This window comes from Thalassospira sp. MCCC 1A01148, assembly GCF_001613795.1.
Classification (GTDB): Bacteria; Pseudomonadota; Alphaproteobacteria; order Rhodospirillales; family Thalassospiraceae; genus Thalassospira.
Window position 1 is genome coordinate 315,496 of the sequence record NZ_LPVZ01000012.1, and the last position, 19,554, is coordinate 335,049.

The window sequence follows — 19,554 nt, forward strand, 5'->3', positions numbered from 1 at the left end:
GTCTTGCGGGAACCCGCAACTTGGATGCGTAACACCGTATGCGTTGTGCGGAAACTGCTCTTTACGATTTAATTGAAAGCAATGAAGGTTGCGCAACGGTTTTCGCTTGGCTTTGCTGGCGTAAACCCAATCTTGCCGATCAACGGCAAGGGTTAAAACAAAAAAACAATAAGTCACAAGCTGACATCAGGGGAAATGTTCGGGTTACGCAATATCTGCGTGATGACGAAACTTCCTTACAGGTAACAGACGATACCGCCATTTCTGATCACCAGTCAGAAGTGTTGATGAAAGCAATTGGCAAAAGGGCGACCAAGATAATTTCACAATGCGGGCTGCGGCGCTGACCTGCAGCGGATGACATAAAGAACAATGCATCCAACGGGAGGAATACCATGAAAAAACTATTGACTATGACGACAGCTACTGTCGCGTTGATGATGACCGCACACGTAGCGATGGCTGGACCGCAAACCGTTGCGGGTCCTGGTGCCGATCCATCCTGTTTCACGCCGGTATCGGAAAACACCAACTATTTCCAGTGGCCTGCGCGTGAGGGCCCATACAAAATCGCACTGGTAAACGGTTTTATTGCCAATGACTGGCGCGTTCAAATGATCGCGGTTGCGAAAGCATATGCTGCCCAACCGGCTGTCGCTGCCGACATCGAAGAGTTCAAGGTTGTGTCGGTTGGCGAAGACATTGCCGCACAGATTGCTGCTGCGAACAACTTTATCGACCAGGGCTTTGACGCCATCATCATCAACGCCAACAACACGGCGGCATTTGGTTCTGTGGTACGCAAGGCCAATGAAGCCGATGTGGTGGTTCTGTCGTTTGACAACGTTATTGATGATCCCAACCAAATTGCGATCAATGTCGACCAAAAGGGCCTGGGTAAATCAGCTGGGGAATTCCTGCTTAAGGAAAGTGGTGATGGTCCGGCCAAGTTCCTCCATGTGCGTGGTCCGGCAGGGCAGCCGGTCGATATTGCACGAAACGATGGCTTCCTTGAGGTCATCAAGGCATCCGGTCGCGATATCGAAGTGGTCGATGTTGTCGGAAACTGGGCCCCGGGTGACGGGCAGAAAGTAACCGCAGATGCCATCGCAGCCGGTGGTGTGTTTGACGGGATTTATGTACAGGGTGGCTCGCAAGGTGTTGCCACGGCAATGCTGGATGCTGGCGTATTCAAGGCCCCGATTTCCGGCGAAACCGAAAATGCGTTCCGACAGCTTTGCAATAAGGCTGGTCTAAGCTGTCAGTCCGGTGGAACGGGCCCCGCGCAGTCCTCTGTAACCATCAAAACCGCGATTGCGGCGTTGAAGGGCGAGGTTGTTCCGTCGGAAATTGCACTCCCGACTTCGATTTCTTATGCGCCGTTTGAGGAAGGCGTCGAGATGTTCCCGAAACTGCCGGGTAGCTTCTTTGCGGGTAACAATTTTGAATCCTGCAATATCGGCTTCACGGCAGAGGAAATCGCCTCGCAGACCGGCGAAAATAACTAACAATAACAAGCATCCAAATACCGTCGACCCTGTTTGGGTCGGCGGTACTCAAGTCTGATTAGGAATACTGCCGTGTCAGAGAGCAACTCTCCTTATTTACTGTCAATGTCGGGCATTACCAAGCGCTATGGCGGGGTTCGCGCGCTTGAAGACGTCAGCTTTGACACCAAACGTGGATCTATTCACGCACTGCTTGGTGAGAATGGTGCTGGAAAGTCGACATTGATCAAAATTCTGTCGGGCGTTGTGCAGCCTGATAGTGGCACCATCAAGATCGATGGAGATGTCGTCAATTTCGCAAATCCGCAGGAAGCAAATGATCTGGGGGTTTCGTGCATTTTTCAGGAACTCTCCCTGTTGCCGGACCTGACGGTTGCCGACAATATCGGTATCACCCGTCCACCACGCAACAAGCTGGGGCTTATCGACTATCGTGCGCAACGCCAGATTGCGGAAGAAGCCCTTGCGCGGGTTGGAGGTGAAAACATCGATCCGATGGCTACGGTGAGTAGTCTTTCGCTGTCGCGGCGCCAGATGGTGGAAATTGCCAAGGCTTTGGCACGCAATCCAAAAATCCTGATCCTCGACGAAGCAACCTCTGCATTGACGGCGGCCGACGTAGAGAAGGTTTTCTCGATGCTTCACCGGCTTCGCGATGAGGGCATGGCGATCATCTATATTTCGCACCGGATGCCCGAAATTGCGGAACTGGCAGATACATGCACCGTTTATCGCAATGGCAGCAAGGTCGAAACTTTTGCCAATGGTACGAAGTCCGACAGTGCTGTTGTCGAGATGATGATCGGTCGCGAATACAGCAGTGTTTATCCTGCGAAAAGCACCAGTCCCGTGGCATCCGAGCCAATCCTCGAAGTCGAGAACCTTTCGTGGAATAACGAGCTCAACAACATCAATCTTGAGATGCGACCGGGTGAAATCGTTGGACTGGGTGGTCTGGACGGGCAGGGACAGCGACAGTTGCAACTTGGCCTGTTTGGCACCCTGATCGGGTCGACCGGTTCGGTAAAGGTCAACGGAACCGCGGTTAAGTTAAATAGCCCGAAGATGGCCAAGTCTGATGATATCGGCATTGCTCTTGTGCCAGAGGACCGCAAATACGAGGGTTTGATGCTTTCAATGACGGTGCGTGAAAACCTGTCATTTGCAGCGGTCGAAAAAATGAGCCGACTGGGCATTGTTGATAGCCATGCGGAAGAAGAAGCGATTGATGAGATGGTCAAGCTTCTCAAGATCAAGGCTGACGGCATCGACGGGCCGGTCGGGGCCTTGTCAGGCGGCAACCAGCAAAAAGTCGTCATTGGTAAATGGTTGATGACCAAGCCAAGAATTATCCTCTTAAACGACCCAACCCGCGGCATCGATGTCGGTACCAAGCAGGAAATTTATCAACTTCTGCAGAAGCTCGCCGCACAGGGATGCGCAATCCTTTTGTATTCAACCGACTATGACGAATTGATCGGTTGCTGTGATCGCGTTCTTGTCATGTATGACGGCCGGATCGTTCGCACCCTTGCGGGCGATGATCTTAACGAAACAAATCTGGTGTCGGCTGCGCTTAATCTTCCTGACCAAGTTGCGGCCCAACCTGAGCAAAATAAGAAACAGGGAGTGTCGTCATGACTGTGGGATCTGAACCAGCAGATCTGGTTTCTCGGCCAAAATATTTCGCGTGGATCGGACGTCTGTCAGCGGCCCAGCGTGGCGTTCTGATCGCTATGCTGATCTTTACGACAATGTTCCTTGTCTATGGCTGGAAGCAGGCTGTCGGCCTGTCTCCGAATATGATCAACACGGCGGCAAACAAAGGTGCGTTGCTTGCGCTGGTGGCAATGGCACAGACTTTGCCGATTATCACGCGCGGTCTTGATCTTTCTGTTGGCGCGACGTTTGTGCTGTCGAACTGCCTTGCCTCTTCGATTGTTGTCGGTGGACCCGTCGCAACAACTTTCGGGATCTTTGGCGTGTTGCTGCTTGGTCTGGCCTGTGGCGCGATAAATGGCGTCATAATTGTGTATGGCCGCCTGCAGCCCCTGATTGCGACGCTGGCGACAAGTGCCGTCTATTTCGGTGTTGCGCTTGCCATTCGTCCCCAACCAGGTGGGGCTGTGAATTTCGAACTTGCTGATTTCATGACCCGTTCGTCATTTGCGGTTCCGCATACTGTATTGCTGTTGCTGGCAGTGGTCGTGTTCATCTGGATCCCGTATCGCCGATCGGTTCTGGGAAGAGCTGCATTCGCCATCGGTTCATCAGAACAAGCGGCTTATATGTCCGGTATTCCGATCAATCGCGCAAAGATGCTGGCATATACCCTGAGCGGATTACTGGCGTCCATTGGCGGTATCCTTTTAACAGCATTGACCTATTCCGGCGCGGCGAAGATGTCGATTGCCAATGAATATACGCTGAATTCAATCGGCGCCGTGGTGATTGGCGGAACATCTTTGTTTGGTGGCGTCGGAAGTGCTGTTGGCTCGATTTTCGGAGCCTTCGTCATGCGGACAGTTGGGGATCTGTTGATCGTGTTTGACATCAACCCTGTTTTGCAGCCGCTGTTTGTTGGCGTCGTGCTGCTTGTTGCGGTCAGTCTCGGTTCATTACGTGTTCTGCGAATTAAGAACAGACTAGATATTTATCGGTAAGGCGGAAAAATGAGTGTTTCAGGCGTAATCGCAAGGCAATTTGATCGGGCGACCCTTATTGCATTTGCATGTGTAATTGTTCTGCTACTGATCGGCGCTATGGTCGAGCCAGCATTTCTGTCACCAAAATATCTGATACAGCAGCTCCACACCGCATCCTTCCTGGGGGTGGTTGCCAGTGGCGTGATGCTTGTCATTCTGTTGGGGCATATCGACCTTTCCATCCCGTGGACCATTGGCGTTGGTGGCATGATGGCAACGGGTGCAACCGGCTTCCTCGGGCCAGAATGGGGTGTCACGCTTGCGGTACCGTTCGGGGTCTTCTGTGGCGCATTGATCGGCACGGTGAATGGGTTGGGTGTGGCGTATCTGCGTGCGCCGGCCATGATATTCACCCTTGGAATGAACGCGGTTGCACAGGGCCTTATGGTTTATCATACAGGCGGTTTCGCACCGCAAGACCGGGCAACCGAGTTCATGCGTGAACTGGCGGTCGGGCATCTCATTCCCGGCATTCCCAACCCACTTCTTATCTGGATCATTTTGGGTTCGGCGATTGTGTTTATGCTTAATCGCACGGTTCTTGGCCGTCGGATCTATGCCGTTGGCAATCAGGAAAGATCCGTCTTTCTGAGCGGGGTGGATACACGCAAGGTTATTCTGGCCTGCTTTATCTTTTCGGGTGCATGCGCGGCATTGACGGGTGTTCTGTTGGCAGGGTGGGCAAACCGCTCTTATCAGGCAATGGGCGATCCTTATTTGTTGCCAACCATCGCTGCGATCATTCTTGGTGGAACAAACGTCCTTGGCGGCCGCGGAAAGTATGTCGGAACGATCGCCGGGGTCATCTTGATCACCATCTTGCAGTCGATGCTTTCAGTGGTTCAGCCGCAAAGATACTTCGCCCAGCTCGGTGTCGATATTCCTGCCGATACTTTCCGTCAGGTGGTATTCGGGGCGGTGATTATCGGGATGTTGCTGATCTATGGTCGTCAGCAGCTGGTGCGGTAGTGGACGTGACCGCATTCGAGCCAAGCATTCTTGTCACACAACTTGTTTAGCACAAAGGATTGTCACGTGGCTTACTGCGCCGTAGACAAACTTGAAAGTACTTCTGGTATGTTTGAGCCATATCAGATTTTGGATGATCGGTTTCGCGACCTGGTTCTGCCAAATGTTCGACTGAGAAAAATCTCTGGTGGGCATCTGTGGACAGAGGGACCGGTATGGTTTCCGGCGCATCAATGCCTTCTGTTTTCTGATATTCCGAACCAGAAGATATTCCGCTGGATGTGTGATGGTTCGGTCAACGAGTTTCGCGATCAATCTGACTTTGCGAATGGCAATACCCGCGACATCAATGGTTGCCTTGTGACCTGTCAGCACGGATCAAGGACGGTCACGAGGACCGAACACAACGGAAAGATCACGACGCTGGCTGATGGCTTTGAGGGCAGGCGTCTTAACTCGCCCAATGACGTCGTGGTGAAGACAGACGGATCAATTTGGTTCACGGACCCAACCTACGGGATTTTGTCGAACTATGAGGGATACAAGGCAACACCCGAGCAGGAATTCAACAATGTGTTCCGTCTTGAACCAGAAACCGGAATTGTGGAAAGCGTTGCACAGGACTTTAGACAGCCAAACGGCCTGGCATTTTCCAATGATGAGAAGCTGCTTTATGTAACCGAGTCCGGAAGCAGCCACGATGCGACAATCCCGGCCGTCATTCGTGTTTATGATGTTGTTGGTGAAAGCGCGCTTGGAAATGGGCGCGATTTCGCCGAAATCGACAATGGCTTGCCTGATGGGATAAGGGTCGATTGTTACGGCAATGTCTGGAGTTCTGCCGCAGATGGCGTTCACTGTTTTGACCCCGGCGGCAAATTGCTTGGCAAGGTTCTGGTGCCCGAAACCGTCTCAAATTTAACGTTTGGTGGTGCGCGTGGGAACGAGTTGATGATTACAGCGACATCAAGCGTTTACGCAATACACGTCAACAGCCAAGCGTTGGTGCGCTAAGCGAAGAAAATACACTCTGCAGTGGGCCCGCGATCATTCCGAATTGGGGTTGGGTTCAACAGAATCGCGTTCAACCAACATGCATTCGACTTTGATCTGATTTGGAGACGCCAAAAGTCCCCCGACACTGTCGATAAGAAGTTCCGCGCAAATTTCACCCATCTCATAGTGCGGGAGAATAAGCGTTGTGAGGGGAGGGTGCGTATGTTGTGCAATCTCTCGATCATCGAATCCGATTACCGCAACATCATCCGGGATGCTTAACCCAAGTTCGCGCAAGGCATCAAAACACCCAAGTGCCATCAAATCGTTTGCGCAGAAAATCGCATCTGGTGGATTGTCCAGTGCCATAAGTTCGTGGGTCATCGAATAGCCGGTGGAGGGTTCCCAGTTACCAGGGCGCACAAGGGTTGAGTCGAACGGGATGTCGTTACTGGCAAGCGCTTGTCGATATCCTTTCAAGCGATCACGCGACGCATCAACACCTTTCTGGCCATTAATGATTGCGATGCGCTTGCGCCCCGCGCGAATAAGCCGTTCAGTCGCGGCCCGTCCACCAAGCAAGTCACCGGGCAACACAGACGGAAGGGTGCGGGTGCTGTCATAGCAATTGGCCAAAACAGTCGGTTTCTGCGACAGAACCGGGGGCAATTCCACCAATCTTGTCAGGATGGTGCCGTAGATAAAGCCAATAACGTTCGAGCCTGCCATCTGGTTGACGATGCTGGCTTCGATGTTGGCGTTACCATGGCTGACGGCCAGACAGACATTGATGCCGTACTCCAGCGCCTTGTTGTGGGCACCTTCAAAGGCCAGCGCCATCCAGGGATCCGTGCTGATTTCATCGGCGATAAAGATGATTGTCGAACGTGATTTGCTGGTCTGCGTGACCTGGCTTTCCCGGCGAACAAGCTGGTAACCGAGTTTGACGGCAGAATCGATCACGCGCTGCTTTGTTGCTTCGGTCAGTTTGGCCGGGCTGCCATTCAGGACCAGCGAAACAGTAGCCTGCGACACGCCCGCCATTGCAGCGACATCCATCATCGTGGGGCGCTTGTTTCCACCGTAATGTTTGTTTTGCGACATGGACTTTTCTGCCTCTGGTCTTTTTGCCAAGCGATTGTTTGCAGTGATTGTGTCAGGTGATTGAGAAGCCGCCGACAAACACAGCTATTGGTTCCGCAAATTGAATGGTTTGGTGAATGCCTACCCGTTCAAATCGTCATTGGTAATACCTGTTCAGTTTGATCAAAACAACCCGTCAGGCGATTCAGTCGCGATATTTATTAATTGTAGAAACTAATGAATTTATCGACGAGACGTCCGATAGGTCACTTGACTTAAAGATATTAATTAATATTATTAATTCAACAGGAAGGATGATTAATGAAGATTTTGGTTACGGGTGCGACGGGAAAGGTCGGCAGGGAGTTTCTGGCGACGTTTCTTGGTTGCGAGCAATATTCGTCCGCCAGCGTTGTGGCGCTGTGTCACAACCGAAAGGTCGAAACAGACGGTCGGATAGAGGTCATCAACGGTTCTCTCTCTGACCCTGAGACCATTGCGCGTGCAATGGATGGCGTAACCCACGTTCTTCATATGGCCGCGGTAAAAGAAAGCCCCGAGCTTGTGATTGATGTCGCGATTAAGGGCATGTTCCTGCTGCTTGAAGCGGCACGCCAGTCACCGACATTCAAGCAGTTTGTTTTGATCGGAGGGGACTGTTCTGTCGGGCACATTTTCAAAGAATACCCGGAACCCATCACGGAAACCTCGCCGAGGAAAGCCTATAGCGGGTGCTATGCGCTGACCAAGGTGCTCGAAGAGGTCATGATTGAGCAATATCAAATCCAGTATGGCCTAAATGGCACCGTTTTGCGCGCGCCCTGGATCATGGAGAAAGATGATTTCAGGTACGCGCTTTCATTCGGGGCTGATCAGTTTGGTGGCCCGGTCTGGAGCGACCTTATGAGCGCAGACAAGGCTTCGCGCCTTGGAAAAGGCAACTTTGTGCCGCTGATGCGTGACAGAACCGGGGCGCCACTTAAACGCAATTTTGTGCATGTCGATGACCTCGTTGCTGCGTTGATTGCTGCCATCGATCATCCCGCGGCGATGCAAGAACTTTTCAATATCGCTATGGATGAGCCGGTCGATTATGCGCAAGTGGCGGATTACCTCGTTCGGACACGGGGTATGGAAGCCATCGAAATCCCCACACCGTTTCATAGCAACTGGCTGGACAACACCAAGGCTCGATCCGCCCTTGGTTGGCGTCCGCAAGTAGATTTCGAGGGAATGATCGAGCGGGCCTGGTCATACGAGAGAAGCCCGGGAGATCCTCGGAAAATCTGGTATCCGGGGTAATCAACTTCGGGCCAGACCAACTAGGGAGAGCTAAACGTGAAACATAAAATGTTACTAACTCTCACATCTGCGCTCATTCTTGCGACAGGTGTTGGTGCTGCAAATGCCGATGAAAAAAAGACATTGGCCATCGTAGTCAAAGGCTTGGATAACCCGTTTTTTGAACAAATCAACCTTGGTTGTCAGCAGTGGTTGTCGGAGAACAAGGACTCTGAATATGAGTGCTTCTATACCGGACCGGCATCCAGTGCGGATGAGGCTGGCGAAGTTCAGATCGTTGACGATCTGCTAACCCGTGGCGTTGCTGCCATCGCAATTTCGCCATCAAATGCGCCGGCAATGGCTAACCGCATTCGTCAGATCAACCCGGATGTCCCTGTGATGACGATTGATGCGGACTTTCTTGAAAAAGATCGCGATTTGCGTGCGACTTATCTGGGGACAGATAACTATCTGATGGGGGTCAAGATGGCCGAAGAGGCCATGACCCTGAAGCCGGATGGCGGATCCGTTTGCTTGCAGCTTGGGAACGTTGCGGCAGACAACATCAATGCACGGGCGGCCGGCTTTCGTGACACGATCTCAGGCGTGAAGGGCACTGAACGTCTTGATAACAGCAATGGCTGGACGGAAGTCGATGGGTGCCCGGTCTTTACAAACGATCAGGTTGATCTCGCGAACCAGCAAATGGCCGATACATTCACTGCCAACCCGGATCTCGATGCCTTTATCCTTATTGGTGGTTGGGCGCAGTTCGCGCCACAGGCTTATGCCCAGGTTACAGATCAGGTCATGGATCGGCTGAAGTCCAAGGAATTGATCCTGATTGCCGGGGATACGCTTCCGCCGCAGACGCAGGCCTTCAGGGACGGCCGCAGCCATGCGCAGGTTGGTCAGCGCCCGTTTGAAATGGGCTATCGCGCCCCTGATGTCATGATCGAGCTGATCAATGGCAAAAAGGTAGATGACCCGCTCTTTACGGGATTGGATATTTGCAATCAGTCAGATCCGGGCTTCTGCGCGGATAATTGATGCTCAGGTAGCGTAAGCAGGGCCGGGTTCCCATGGATCCGGCCCAATCTTTATCGAAATTCAGACAGGACAGGCGACAGGCGTGACAAAGCGAAAAATCAACTGGGGTATTCTTTCAACGGCCAAGATCGGATTGGAAAAGGTTATTCCTGCAATCCAGAAGTCCAGTTCTTCAAATGTCTTGGGGATTGCATCGCGCAATGCTGGTCGATCGGCAAGGGCTGCCAATGATCTTGGAATTCAAAAATCCTATGCTTCTTATGAGGCCTTGATCGCAGATCCGGAAATAGACGCGATCTACAACCCTTTGCCAAATCATATGCATGTGGATTGGACCCTCGCAGCGGCCCGGGCAGGGAAGCATGTGTTGTGTGAAAAGCCAATTGGATTGAATACAGACGACGCACGGCGCCTTCTGCAATGTCCGGATAACGTTCTGATCGCAGAGGCGTTCATGGTTCGCTATCACCCGCAATGGCTTCGAGTCCGCGATTTGGTCAGGAGCGGAGAGCTGGGAGAGGTAAGGGCTATTCAGGCGGCTTTCAGCTACTTTAACACTGACGGTTCCGATATTCGCAATCGCCCAGATGCCGGGGGTGGGGCGATGATGGATATCGGGTGCTATCCAATCACTGCAGGGCGGTTTTTGTTTGAAAACGAGCCCGTGCAGGTGATGGCTCTGATCGACAGGGACCCGGAATTCAAGACAGACCGAATGGCAAGTGTTGTGGCGGACTTTGGGCGCGGGCGGCAGTTGTCTTTCGTCGTTTCCACGCAATTGTGTCCATATCAGACGTTAATTGTCCTTGGCACAAAGGCGCGCGCCAAAATCATGATTCCGTATAACGCGCCATCAGACGAAGAAACGGCTGTGGTTATTGATGATGGTCAAAGTCTCGACGGCAGCCTTGCAGGCTGTGAGATATTGCCTGCGTGCGATCAATACACCGAACAGGCCGAGCAGTTTTCCCAGGCAATCCTTACAGGTACCGCATTGCCGTACGGCATTGCGGATTCCATTGCGTCGATGCGTGTTTTGGACGCGGTTTTCGCCAGCGAACATCAAAAAAAATGGATCAATGTGTGATTAAAACCATCCACTTAAACAATTAGTGGTTAAAAACACTTGATCCAAATTTATTAATGATATTATTAATAAACATCCGCACGGATAATTCATAAAATAGTGCTGCGGTTCAATAATCGGGAGGATTAAACGCATGAAAATAGCAACGACCTTCGCAACGCTTGGTCTGTCAGTGGTTTTGGCTGGCGGAGCGCTTGCACAAGAAAAACAACAGCTCGCATTCGTCGTGAATGCGGCATCGGATTTCTGGAAACTTGCAGAAGCCGGCGTAGAGGCTGCGCAAGCCGAATTGCCGGAATACGAGCTGCAATTCCGTTATCCGGCGCAAGGCACAGCTGCACTGCAGAATGCCTTGATGGACGATTTGGTCGCAGGGGGTACTGACGCGATCATGATCTCTTCGGCAGACCCGAAAAACTCCATTGATGCGTTCAACCGTATCGCTGGTCAGGTTCCGCTTTTCACCACCGATAGTGATGCACCGCAAAGTGATCGCATTTCCTATCTCGGGTCTTCAAACGTTGCCGCAGGTGTCCAAGCTGGCGAAGTCGCCGTCAAAGCCATGCCTGATGGTGGCAAATGCATGGGCTTTGTCGGTTTCCTTGGTGCAGACAACGCAATTGAACGCATTGCTGGTTTCCGTGAAGCCGTTGAGGGCAGTGGTATTGAGCTTGTCGATGTCCGGGGTGATGATGTCGACTTTGCACGCGCGCGCTCAAATGTCGATGATGTGCTTGCTGCAAATCCGGATATCGACTGCATGGTCGGGTTCTATTCCTACAATCCACCCAAAATTTACGAAGCGTTGCAGGCTGCCGGAAAATTGGGGCAGGTCACTGTTATCGCGTTTGATGAAGACCCTGTAACGCTTGGCGCCGTCCGCGAGGGCAGTTTTGCCGGAACTGTCGTGCAGGACCCTTATCAGTGGGGATATCAGGGTATGCATCTGATGGCGGATTACCTTGAAGGAGATACCTCCAAGATTCCCGATGATGGTCTGATTATCGTGCCGACCAAAGTTATCGACAAATCCAATGTTGATGAGTTCGAAGCCGTCGTTAAGGAAAGAATAGGCGGGTAATTTTCTTCCCCCTGCCTAGCGAGCGGGTGCAGTTAATCTGCGAGTGCGCCCGCTCGCACCTTTCCAATGATGTCGAATTGACATTGGGGAGACGAATATAATGAGTGCAGTGCATGAGCTTGATCTGCGACTTGAAGGTGTCACCAAGGTTTATCCCGGCGTGGTTGCCCTTGATGATGTTTCATTGCAGATCAAAGCAGGCGAAGTTATTGGACTTCTTGGTGAAAACGGGGCCGGTAAATCGACCTTGATGAAGATCCTTGGTGGGCTGATTGCCCCGACTTCGGGAAAGATCATTCTGGATGGTCAGGAGTATGACGGGTTTGACGTCAAGCAATCTCAACAAGCCGGGATTGCGTTTGTCCATCAGGAACTGAACGTGTTCGACAATATGGATGTTTCTGCAAACATCTTTCTGGGGCGTGAAAAAGTGCGTGGACCGCTTCGGTTGACTGACCGAAAAGCGATGAATGATCTTGCGCGACCGCTTCTTGAACGTGTTGGTGCGACGTTTAAACCAGAAACAATGGTTTCGACATTGTCGTTGGCAGAGCGTCAGTTGCTTGAAATTGCCAAGGCTTTGTCTGTGAATGCGCGTCTTGTCATCATGGACGAGCCAACGTCAAGCCTGACGCTTTCGGAAACCAACATGCTTTTAAAGGTCATTGCGGACCTTAAGACGCAAGGGATTGCCGTTGTCTATATTTCGCATCGTTTAAGCGAAGTGGAGGAATGCGTGGATCGTGCGGTTGTTTTGCGGGACGGTCGAAATGTGGGGGGACTTGCGCGCGAAGAAGTAACGCATGATGCCATGATCCGCATGATGATCGGCCGAGACCTTAAATCGCTTTACACACCGCCCGCAGCACCCGCGACCAAGCCTATCCTCTCAGTCAAAAACCTATCGATCAAAAGCAAGCCGGATCACACAGCCAGTTTCGACCTGATGGCAGGCGAAATTCTTGGTGTTGCAGGGTTGATCGGGGCAGGGCGCACAGATTTGGCCGAAGCGATATTTGGTGCTGGCGAAAAACTTGGTGGCGAGATTTCGCTTGATGGAGCGACGTTGGAGATCAAGTCGCCCTCAGACGCGATCGCGGCAGGACTTTATCTTGTGCCGGAAGATCGCAAACGGGCGGGCTTGATCCTGGAATTTCCGACGCTTGAAAATGTCACAATGGCAAGTCTTCCTGCTTACACAACCCATGGCATCGTTTCTCAGCGGCGGCAGATGGCAGTTGCCGAAGCCCAGCGCAAGGCACTGGGCATCAAGACGCACGATGTACGCAGTGCGGCCAGCGAAATGTCGGGGGGAAACCAGCAAAAAGTTGTTTTGGCAAAATGGCTTTCCATGAATCCGAAGGTCATCATCTTTGATGAGCCGACCCGGGGAATTGATGTCGGCGCGAAAGCCGAGATTTATGGATTGATGCGATCTCTGGCGGATCGCGGAGTAGGGGTGATGATGATATCGAGCGATATGGAAGAGGTGATCGGGGTGTCAGACCGCATTGTCGTGATGAAAGACGGGGTTATTACCGGCGAGTTACCTCGGCTCAGGTTCTCCGAGAGTAACGTGCTTAACCTTGCCGTCGGCAAAGTGCTGGAAGAGGCCTGAAAAATGCAGAAAAAAGATATTGGTCTTGGGGTTCTGATTATTGTGGTTGGCGCAATTGTCTATATGCGTAACCCCTTGTTTCTCTCGCCGATTAACCTCGGAAATACTGCGAACCTGATTGGTCTGTTTGGACTGTTTGCCATCGGGCAGGGTTTTGTCATCATGACCGGGGGCATCGACCTTTCGGTTGGTTCTGTTATTGCCTTGCTCGGGGTCTTGTTTGTCGACATGGTCGGCGAATTTGGCGTGCCATGGCCCGCTGCAGTGGCAGTTACCATCGGCTTGGGTGTGCTGATCGGTCTTGCGCACGGCATACTGATTACACGGTTCAGGCTCCAACCCTTTGTCGTAACATTGTGCGGCCTGTTGATTTATCGCGGGATTGCCCGTGGTTACACTGCAGAATCAACCGCCGGATTCCCGTTTGGCTCCAGCTACCCACAACTTGAATGGCTGACAATCGGTCGGAGCTTTGGTGTTCCTCACTCATTCCTGGCAATGCTGATTGTTGCCGCTGTGATGTGGGTCGTGTTGCATCATACAGTGTTTGGGCGACATCTATGTGCCGTTGGCAAGAACGAGGAAGCGGCGCGGTTCTCGGGCATAAATACCCGTTTTGTCACCATTGCCGCGTATGTCATTTGCGCCGTATTAGCCTCGATTGCAGCGATATATTTCGCAATGTTTACAAAATCCGTACAGCCGTCATCGCATGGCAACTTTTATGAGCTTTACGCTATTGCGGCGGCTGTTTTGGGCGGATGCTCACTGCGCGGCGGCGAAGGGTCTGTTATCGGTATCGTCCTGGGGGCCGTCTTGCTTCAGGAACTGCAAAACCTGGTGAATTTGCTCGGAATTCCATCCTCGCTGAACTTTGCGGTCATGGGCGCGGTGATCCTTATGGGGGTCTTGGCCGATCAGCAATTCGCGGCCTATCGCAGCCGTAAGAACACCGAGCGTGCGTTGGGTCTGCTGCAAAAACAATAGCCGGCCGTCAGTTGACGGGATTGCGTAGAGGAGGGGAAGTCATGAGCGTCCTGGAGCTTAGAAACATATCCAAACGTTATGGTGCCATTCAGGCGCTCAATAATGTGTCGCTTGCTATTGAGCCAGGTGAAGTGGTCGGGCTGATGGGGGATAACGGCGCCGGAAAGTCCACCCTGGTAAAGGTCATCGCGGGCAACTTTGCCCCGACTTCCGGGGATGTTTTTATCTCTGACCAGAAAATGGCGTTTCATAAACCACTGGATGCGCAGAAAGCAGGCATTGAGGTCGTCTATCAGGATCTTGCGATCTGCAATAATATGAGTGCTGCTTCAAACGTGTTTCTGGGGCGTGAACCCACCAGAAAAATTGGTCCGATCAAGGTTGTTGACTATGCATTCATGCGCAAGCGGTCAGCAGAGCTGTTTGCCCGTCTGAAGTCCGAAACCCGACCGCGAGATTTGGTGCACAAAATGTCCGGTGGCCAGCGGCAGGCTGTTGCGATTGCAAGGACACTTCTGAGCGATGCAAAAATTGTCCTGATGGACGAGCCAACCGCAGCGATTTCTGTGCGCCAGGTGGCAGAGGTTCTTAACCTTATACGGCAACTGAGTGATCATGGAATTGCTGTTGTCCTGATCAGCCATCGTATGCCCGATGTTTTTGACGTCGCCAGCAAGGTTGTGGTTCTCAGGCGTGGGGAGCTTGTCGCAAACAAAAAAGCCTCGGCGTCATCGCCAGAAGAAATTACGGGCCTTATTACGGGGGCAATTGAAAGCGCATGAGTGGGTTTAAGAAAGGAACAATAAACATGGCAAATCCATCTCTTGCTGACGTTATAAACCGTTCCCAGCACCATGGTTGGGCCGCCCGGATCGTCAATCAGCAGATTTTCTGGGTGTTTTTGGCGGCGGTGTTCGCCTGTTTGGCTCTTACCGTGCTCACCGACAGTTTTGCGACAGAGCGAAACCTTTTTAACGTGACGCGCAACTTTGCATTTGTTGGGATTATTGCGCTTGGGATGACCGCAGTCATCGCATCAGGTGGCATTGATCTGTCAGTTGGGTCGACCTTGGTAATTTCTGCCATGACTGTGAGTGTCATAATGTCGGCCGGAATGCCGTTTTGGGCCGGCTGCATTGCAGCGCTAGCCGTTTCGCTTCTGGTCGGCGCGGTTAATGGCGTACTGATCGCTTATGCGAAAATGCCGCCATTTGTCGTGACCCTTGGGATGTTATCTGTCGCGCGTAGCCTGGCGATGGTTCTATCTGACAACAAGATGATCTACGAGTTCGGGCCAGATCACGATTTCTTGCTCTGGCTTGGGGGTGGTGCAACTTTTGGCCTTCCGCATCCGTTGATCATCATGATCATCTTGGCGTGTCTCACAGCGTTCGCATTTCGGCATTTGCGTTGGGGGCAACATTTGTTCGCCATCGGGGGCAATGAGAATGCTGCTGTTCTGACCGGGATTCCGGTCGCACGCATTAAGGTCAGTGTTTATATGTTCTCCGCACTGATGGCGGGGATTGCCGGTGTCCTCGAAGTTGGTTGGCTTGGGGGTGTGACGACCAATCTCGGGCAGGCGATGGAGTTGACCGTGATTGCTGCTGCTGTTATCGGCGGTGCCAATCTGGCCGGAGGTGGAGGCACAGCGTTTGGCGCGGTCGTTGGTGCGTTGTTGATCGAAGTAATCCGCAACAGCCTTATTTTGCTGGGTATCAGCACGTTCTGGCAGGGAACGTTTGTCGGGTCATTTATTGTTATCGCTGTCGCATTCGATCGCTTCAGGCAGAAGAAAGTGTAGATAAAACAGATGTGACAAGGCGGAAGTTAATCCAAACACGTAATAACCGGGGCGTTGAATGTTGGTGCTATTTATTTGTCATAATATATATTATAGAACACATGTGTGATCTAAAAGATGGGTCTATTGACCCCACCTCTGAGGTCCCCGGTTCCTAATTAACCTCAATCACCAGACCATCATACGCTGGTTCGACATGGTCTGGTGTATCGGCCATCGCCTGTGCGTAATCAAACTGGATGCTCATGTGGGTCATGTAGACCTGTTTGGGTTTGTATTCTTCAACCCATCCCAGAAGCTTTTCCAGATGTGCATGCGTATTATGTGGACGATGGCGCAAGCAGTCCACCACCCAGACATCCAGATCATAGAGATGTTCTTTGGACTCGTCGGGAAATTCAACCACATCAGTTGAATAGGCAAACTTGCCGATTTTGAATCCCAGCGTCTCGCCATAGCCGTGGTCTTGCGAGAAAACGGTGATTGGGACCCCTGCTGGCTTGATCGGGCCTGTGATGACATGCGGGATCAAAACAGGCTTGAAATAGAATTCAACGCCATCTGGCAGCGGTGTAAAGACATAATTGAAACGGTGATCAATGTCCGAGATCGTCTGCGCATTGGCATAGATATCGATCGGACTTTCCATCGCGACATTCAGCCATCGCACGTCATCAATGCCATGCACATGATCGGCATGTGAATGGGTGAACAGGATCGCATCAACATGATTGATGTTGTGCGTTAGCGCCTGTTGACGAAAGTCAGGTGTGACATCGACCAGGATCTTTTTGCCGGCTTCCTCAATCAGGATCGAGCTCCGCAAACGCCGGTTTCTCGGGTTGTCCGGGTCGCACTTTCCCCACCCAAGGCCAACCGATGGCACACCATTCGAGGAGCCGCAGCCAAGGATGGTTACTTTTGTCACAGTTACTCTGCTCCCAGCGCCAACAGATTGTTGCGATCTGCTTTTGTGAACAGTTTAAAGAAGTTATCCGTTGTTATTCGCGTGATTTCTTCGACGTCAACGCCCTTGATTTCTGCAAGTTTGGCAGCTGTATGGGCGACATAGCTTGGCTCGTTCGGTTTACCCCGTTTTGGCACGGGGGCCAGATACGGCGCATCTGTCTCGACCAACAGCCGATGTAGCGGGACATCTTCAAGAGCCGCCCGGATTTCCTTGGCAGAGTTGAAGGTAATAATGCCCGAACAGGAGATATAGAAACCGATCTTAAGTGCCCGCTGTGCCAGCGTGGCTGAGCTCGAGAAGCAGTGAATGACGCCGGTAAACGGCCCCTTCTCATACTCTTCTTCGAGGATGTCCATCGTGTCGTCATCCGCATCGCGGGTATGCACGATCAACGGCAAGCCGGTCTCGCGGCAGGCCGCGATATGAGCTCGGAAGCTTTCCTGCTGCGCTTCACGCGGGGAATTGTCATAGAAATAATCAAGCCCGCTTTCGCCGATGCCGATGACTTTCGGATCGGATGCCTTTGCGATCAGGGCATCGGGGCTTGTCAGCCCCTCCTCGCCTGCTTCGTGCGGATGAACGCCAATCGTGCAATAGATATGATCTGATTGTTCGGCTACGGCACGGACGTTTTCAAAGGTTGTGAGTTTCACACCAATGGTAACCATCATGCCGACACCGGCATTTTTGGCCCGCGCAAGAGTCCCGCTCAGATCATCGGAGAACTGCGGGTAGTCCAGATGGCAGTGGCTGTCGACAAGGGCGACATTCATGCCTTCTCTCCTTCGTCTTCGGTCTCGACATAGCGCGGGAAGACACCCGCCGGTTTCGGGATTTCCGATCCCGGTTTCAGCGCATTGTCCGGACCAAGTGCATCAAACCCGCGTTGCTCATCACCAAGCACCAGAAGATCAAGGATCTTCGATGCAGAATCAGGCATGATGGGCTGAACAAGGATACCAACGTGCCGAATGACTTCGGCCAGAACATAAAGAACCGTTTCCATGCGTGCCGGATCGGTCTTTTTCAGGCCCCAGGGCGCCATTTCGTCGACATAGCGGTTTGCATCGCCAACAAGGCTCCAGATTGCCTCAAGCCCCTTGTTAAAGGCCTGTTCCTCAAACAGCGGACGCACGGTATCAAGCATGCCATGCGCTTTGGCGAGGATCTCCTTGTCTGCACTGGTGAGCGCGCCCGGTGTCGGGATTGCCGCGTTGCAGTTCTTGTGGATCATCGACAGCACGCGCTGGCACATATTGCCAAGATCATTGGCCAGTTCGCTGTTCATGCGGTTGACCATGGCGCGATGGGCAAAGTCGCCATCATTGCCAAACGGGACTTCGCGCATCAGGAAGTAACGCGTTTGATCCAGACCGTATTTATCAGTCAAATCATAAGGATCAATCACGTTGCCGATCGACTTGGAAATTTTCTGGCCTTCATTGGTCCACCAGCCATGGGCAAAGACGCGCTTAGGGGGCTGAATGCCGGCAGCCAGCAGGAAGGCCGGCCAATAAACAGCGTGGAAACGCAGGATATCCTTGCCAACCATATGCAGGTCTGCCGGCCAGTATTTTTCAAGTTTGGCCGGATCGGCGTCGGGATAGCCGATCGCGGTCAAATAGTTGGTCAGTGCGTCCAGCCAGACATACATGACGTGATCTTCGTCGCCTGGAACAGGAACACCCCATTTAAAACTGGTGCGCGAGACAGAAAGATCATGCATGCCGCCTTTCACAAAGCTGATCACTTCGTTACGGCGTGATTGCGGCGCTATAAAATCAGGGTTCTGTTCATAGAACTCAAGCAGACGATCGCCCCAAGCAGAAAGCTTGAAGAAATAGCTGGGTTCAGACACCCACTCCACCGGTGCGCCGGTTGGAGCAAGTTTTTCGCCGTCTTTTTCGATCAGTTCCTTTTCGGCGTAGAACGCCTCGTCACGGACAGAATACCAGCCGTCATAGGAGCCAAGATAGATCTCGCCCTTTTCAAGAAGGGTATTCCAAAGCGCCTGACAGGCCTTTTTGTGGCGTTCTTCCGTTGTACGGATGAAGTCATCGTTGGAATAGTTCATATGAACAGCGAGATCGCGGAAGTTCTGCGACACCTGATCGGTGAAGGACTGCGGATCAATATCCTTGGCCGCGGCCGATTTATCGACTTTCTGACCATGTTCATCGGTTCCGGTCAGGAACATCACGTCGTAACCGTCCAGGCGCTTGAAGCGGGCCAGCACATCGCAGGCAAGCGTGGTATAGGCATGGCCAATATGGGGCTTGTCATTGACGTAATAGATCGGTGTCGTGATGTAATAGGGCTGTTTGTGCCCGGTCATGGTCGCAAATCCTTCACACAAGTCGTGAAACAAAACGGCCCGAATTGGGCCGTTATGGTCAAAATTTCGGTATGTGG

At 52.2% G+C, this 19,554-nt stretch carries 18 protein-coding genes; 14 read left to right on the top strand and 4 right to left on the bottom strand.

Translation table 11 applies throughout. The features are described from left to right. The first annotated feature begins 38 nt into the window (after nucleotides 1–38). From AUQ43_RS20230 to AUQ43_RS04395, 6 genes are all read left to right on the top strand, one after another. Nucleotides 39–347, top strand: coding sequence for a hypothetical protein (locus tag AUQ43_RS20230; RefSeq protein WP_114129902.1), 309 nt, complete (start codon nucleotides 39–41; stop codon nucleotides 345–347). Between the two features lie 48 nt (nucleotides 348–395). After that, complete coding sequence (locus AUQ43_RS04375) at nucleotides 396–1,508, top strand: substrate-binding domain-containing protein (RefSeq protein WP_062954865.1); 1,113 nt, start codon at nucleotides 396–398, stop codon at nucleotides 1,506–1,508. Nucleotides 1,509–1,580: 72 nt separating this feature from the next. Beyond that, nucleotides 1,581–3,149 (top strand): sugar ABC transporter ATP-binding protein, encoded by a 1,569-nt coding sequence (locus AUQ43_RS04380; protein WP_198157142.1) that lies wholly within the window; start codon nucleotides 1,581–1,583, stop codon nucleotides 3,147–3,149. Continuing rightward, nucleotides 3,146–4,171: an ABC transporter permease gene (locus AUQ43_RS04385; RefSeq protein WP_084271984.1), complete on the top strand. Its 1,026-nt coding sequence runs from the start codon at nucleotides 3,146–3,148 to the stop codon at nucleotides 4,169–4,171. Before AUQ43_RS04380 ends, AUQ43_RS04385 begins: the two co-directional genes overlap by 4 nt. Nucleotides 4,172–4,180: 9 nt before the next feature. Continuing rightward, on the top strand, nucleotides 4,181–5,182 hold the full coding sequence (locus AUQ43_RS04390; protein WP_062954867.1) for an ABC transporter permease: 1,002 nt from the start codon (nucleotides 4,181–4,183) through the stop codon (nucleotides 5,180–5,182). 108 nt (nucleotides 5,183–5,290) lie between these two features. Continuing rightward, nucleotides 5,291–6,196 (top strand): SMP-30/gluconolactonase/LRE family protein, encoded by a 906-nt coding sequence (locus AUQ43_RS04395; protein ID WP_062954868.1) that lies wholly within the window; start codon nucleotides 5,291–5,293, stop codon nucleotides 6,194–6,196. Between the two features lie 33 nt (nucleotides 6,197–6,229). On the opposite strand, the gene AUQ43_RS04400 is transcribed toward AUQ43_RS04395, so the two are convergent. Then, on the bottom strand, nucleotides 6,230–7,282 hold the full coding sequence (locus tag AUQ43_RS04400; protein WP_198157143.1) for a LacI family DNA-binding transcriptional regulator: 1,053 nt from the start codon (nucleotides 7,280–7,282) through the stop codon (nucleotides 6,230–6,232). Nucleotides 7,283–7,582: 300 nt separating this feature from the next. Between AUQ43_RS04400 and AUQ43_RS04405 the strand changes: the two genes are divergently transcribed. From AUQ43_RS04405 to AUQ43_RS04440, 8 genes are all read left to right on the top strand, one after another. After that, a complete protein-coding gene (locus tag AUQ43_RS04405; RefSeq protein WP_062954869.1) occupies nucleotides 7,583–8,563 on the top strand; it encodes an NAD(P)-dependent oxidoreductase in 981 nt (326 codons plus the stop codon). A gap of 48 nt (nucleotides 8,564–8,611) precedes the next feature. Further along, nucleotides 8,612–9,595: a substrate-binding domain-containing protein gene (locus AUQ43_RS04410; protein ID WP_062955259.1), complete on the top strand. Its 984-nt coding sequence runs from the start codon at nucleotides 8,612–8,614 to the stop codon at nucleotides 9,593–9,595. Nucleotides 9,596–9,677: 82 nt separating this feature from the next. After that, on the top strand, nucleotides 9,678–10,682 hold the full coding sequence (locus tag AUQ43_RS04415) for a Gfo/Idh/MocA family protein (protein WP_062954870.1): 1,005 nt from the start codon (nucleotides 9,678–9,680) through the stop codon (nucleotides 10,680–10,682). Nucleotides 10,683–10,815: 133 nt separating this feature from the next. Next, nucleotides 10,816–11,763, top strand: coding sequence for a sugar-binding protein (locus AUQ43_RS04420; RefSeq protein WP_062954871.1), 948 nt, complete (start codon nucleotides 10,816–10,818; stop codon nucleotides 11,761–11,763). A 100-nt stretch (nucleotides 11,764–11,863) separates the two neighbouring features. Continuing rightward, on the top strand, nucleotides 11,864–13,381 hold the full coding sequence (locus AUQ43_RS04425) for a sugar ABC transporter ATP-binding protein (RefSeq protein ID WP_114129903.1): 1,518 nt from the start codon (nucleotides 11,864–11,866) through the stop codon (nucleotides 13,379–13,381). A gap of 3 nt (nucleotides 13,382–13,384) precedes the next feature. Beyond that, a complete protein-coding gene (locus tag AUQ43_RS04430; RefSeq protein WP_062954872.1) occupies nucleotides 13,385–14,368 on the top strand; it encodes an ABC transporter permease in 984 nt (327 codons plus the stop codon). A gap of 41 nt (nucleotides 14,369–14,409) precedes the next feature. Further along, nucleotides 14,410–15,150, top strand: a complete 741-nt coding sequence (locus AUQ43_RS04435) for an ATP-binding cassette domain-containing protein (protein WP_062954873.1) — start codon at nucleotides 14,410–14,412, stop codon at nucleotides 15,148–15,150. A gap of 26 nt (nucleotides 15,151–15,176) precedes the next feature. After that, nucleotides 15,177–16,172 (top strand): ABC transporter permease, encoded by a 996-nt coding sequence (locus AUQ43_RS04440; protein WP_062954874.1) that lies wholly within the window; start codon nucleotides 15,177–15,179, stop codon nucleotides 16,170–16,172. Nucleotides 16,173–16,326: 154 nt separating this feature from the next. Here AUQ43_RS04440 and AUQ43_RS04445 read toward each other — a convergent pair whose 3' ends face one another. From AUQ43_RS04445 to metG, 3 genes are read right to left on the bottom strand one after another with little or no spacing between them, the layout of a single operon-like run. Next, on the bottom strand, nucleotides 16,327–17,100 hold the full coding sequence (locus AUQ43_RS04445) for an MBL fold metallo-hydrolase (RefSeq protein ID WP_062954875.1): 774 nt from the start codon (nucleotides 17,098–17,100) through the stop codon (nucleotides 16,327–16,329). A 2-nt stretch (nucleotides 17,101–17,102) separates the two neighbouring features. Then, nucleotides 17,103–17,915, bottom strand: coding sequence for a TatD family hydrolase (locus AUQ43_RS04450; RefSeq protein WP_062954876.1), 813 nt, complete (start codon nucleotides 17,913–17,915; stop codon nucleotides 17,103–17,105). Continuing rightward, nucleotides 17,912–19,477, bottom strand: a complete 1,566-nt coding sequence (gene metG, locus AUQ43_RS04455) for a methionine--tRNA ligase (protein WP_062954877.1) — start codon at nucleotides 19,475–19,477, stop codon at nucleotides 17,912–17,914. Before metG ends, AUQ43_RS04450 begins: the two co-directional genes overlap by 4 nt. Nucleotides 19,478–19,554: the final 77 nt, after the last annotated feature.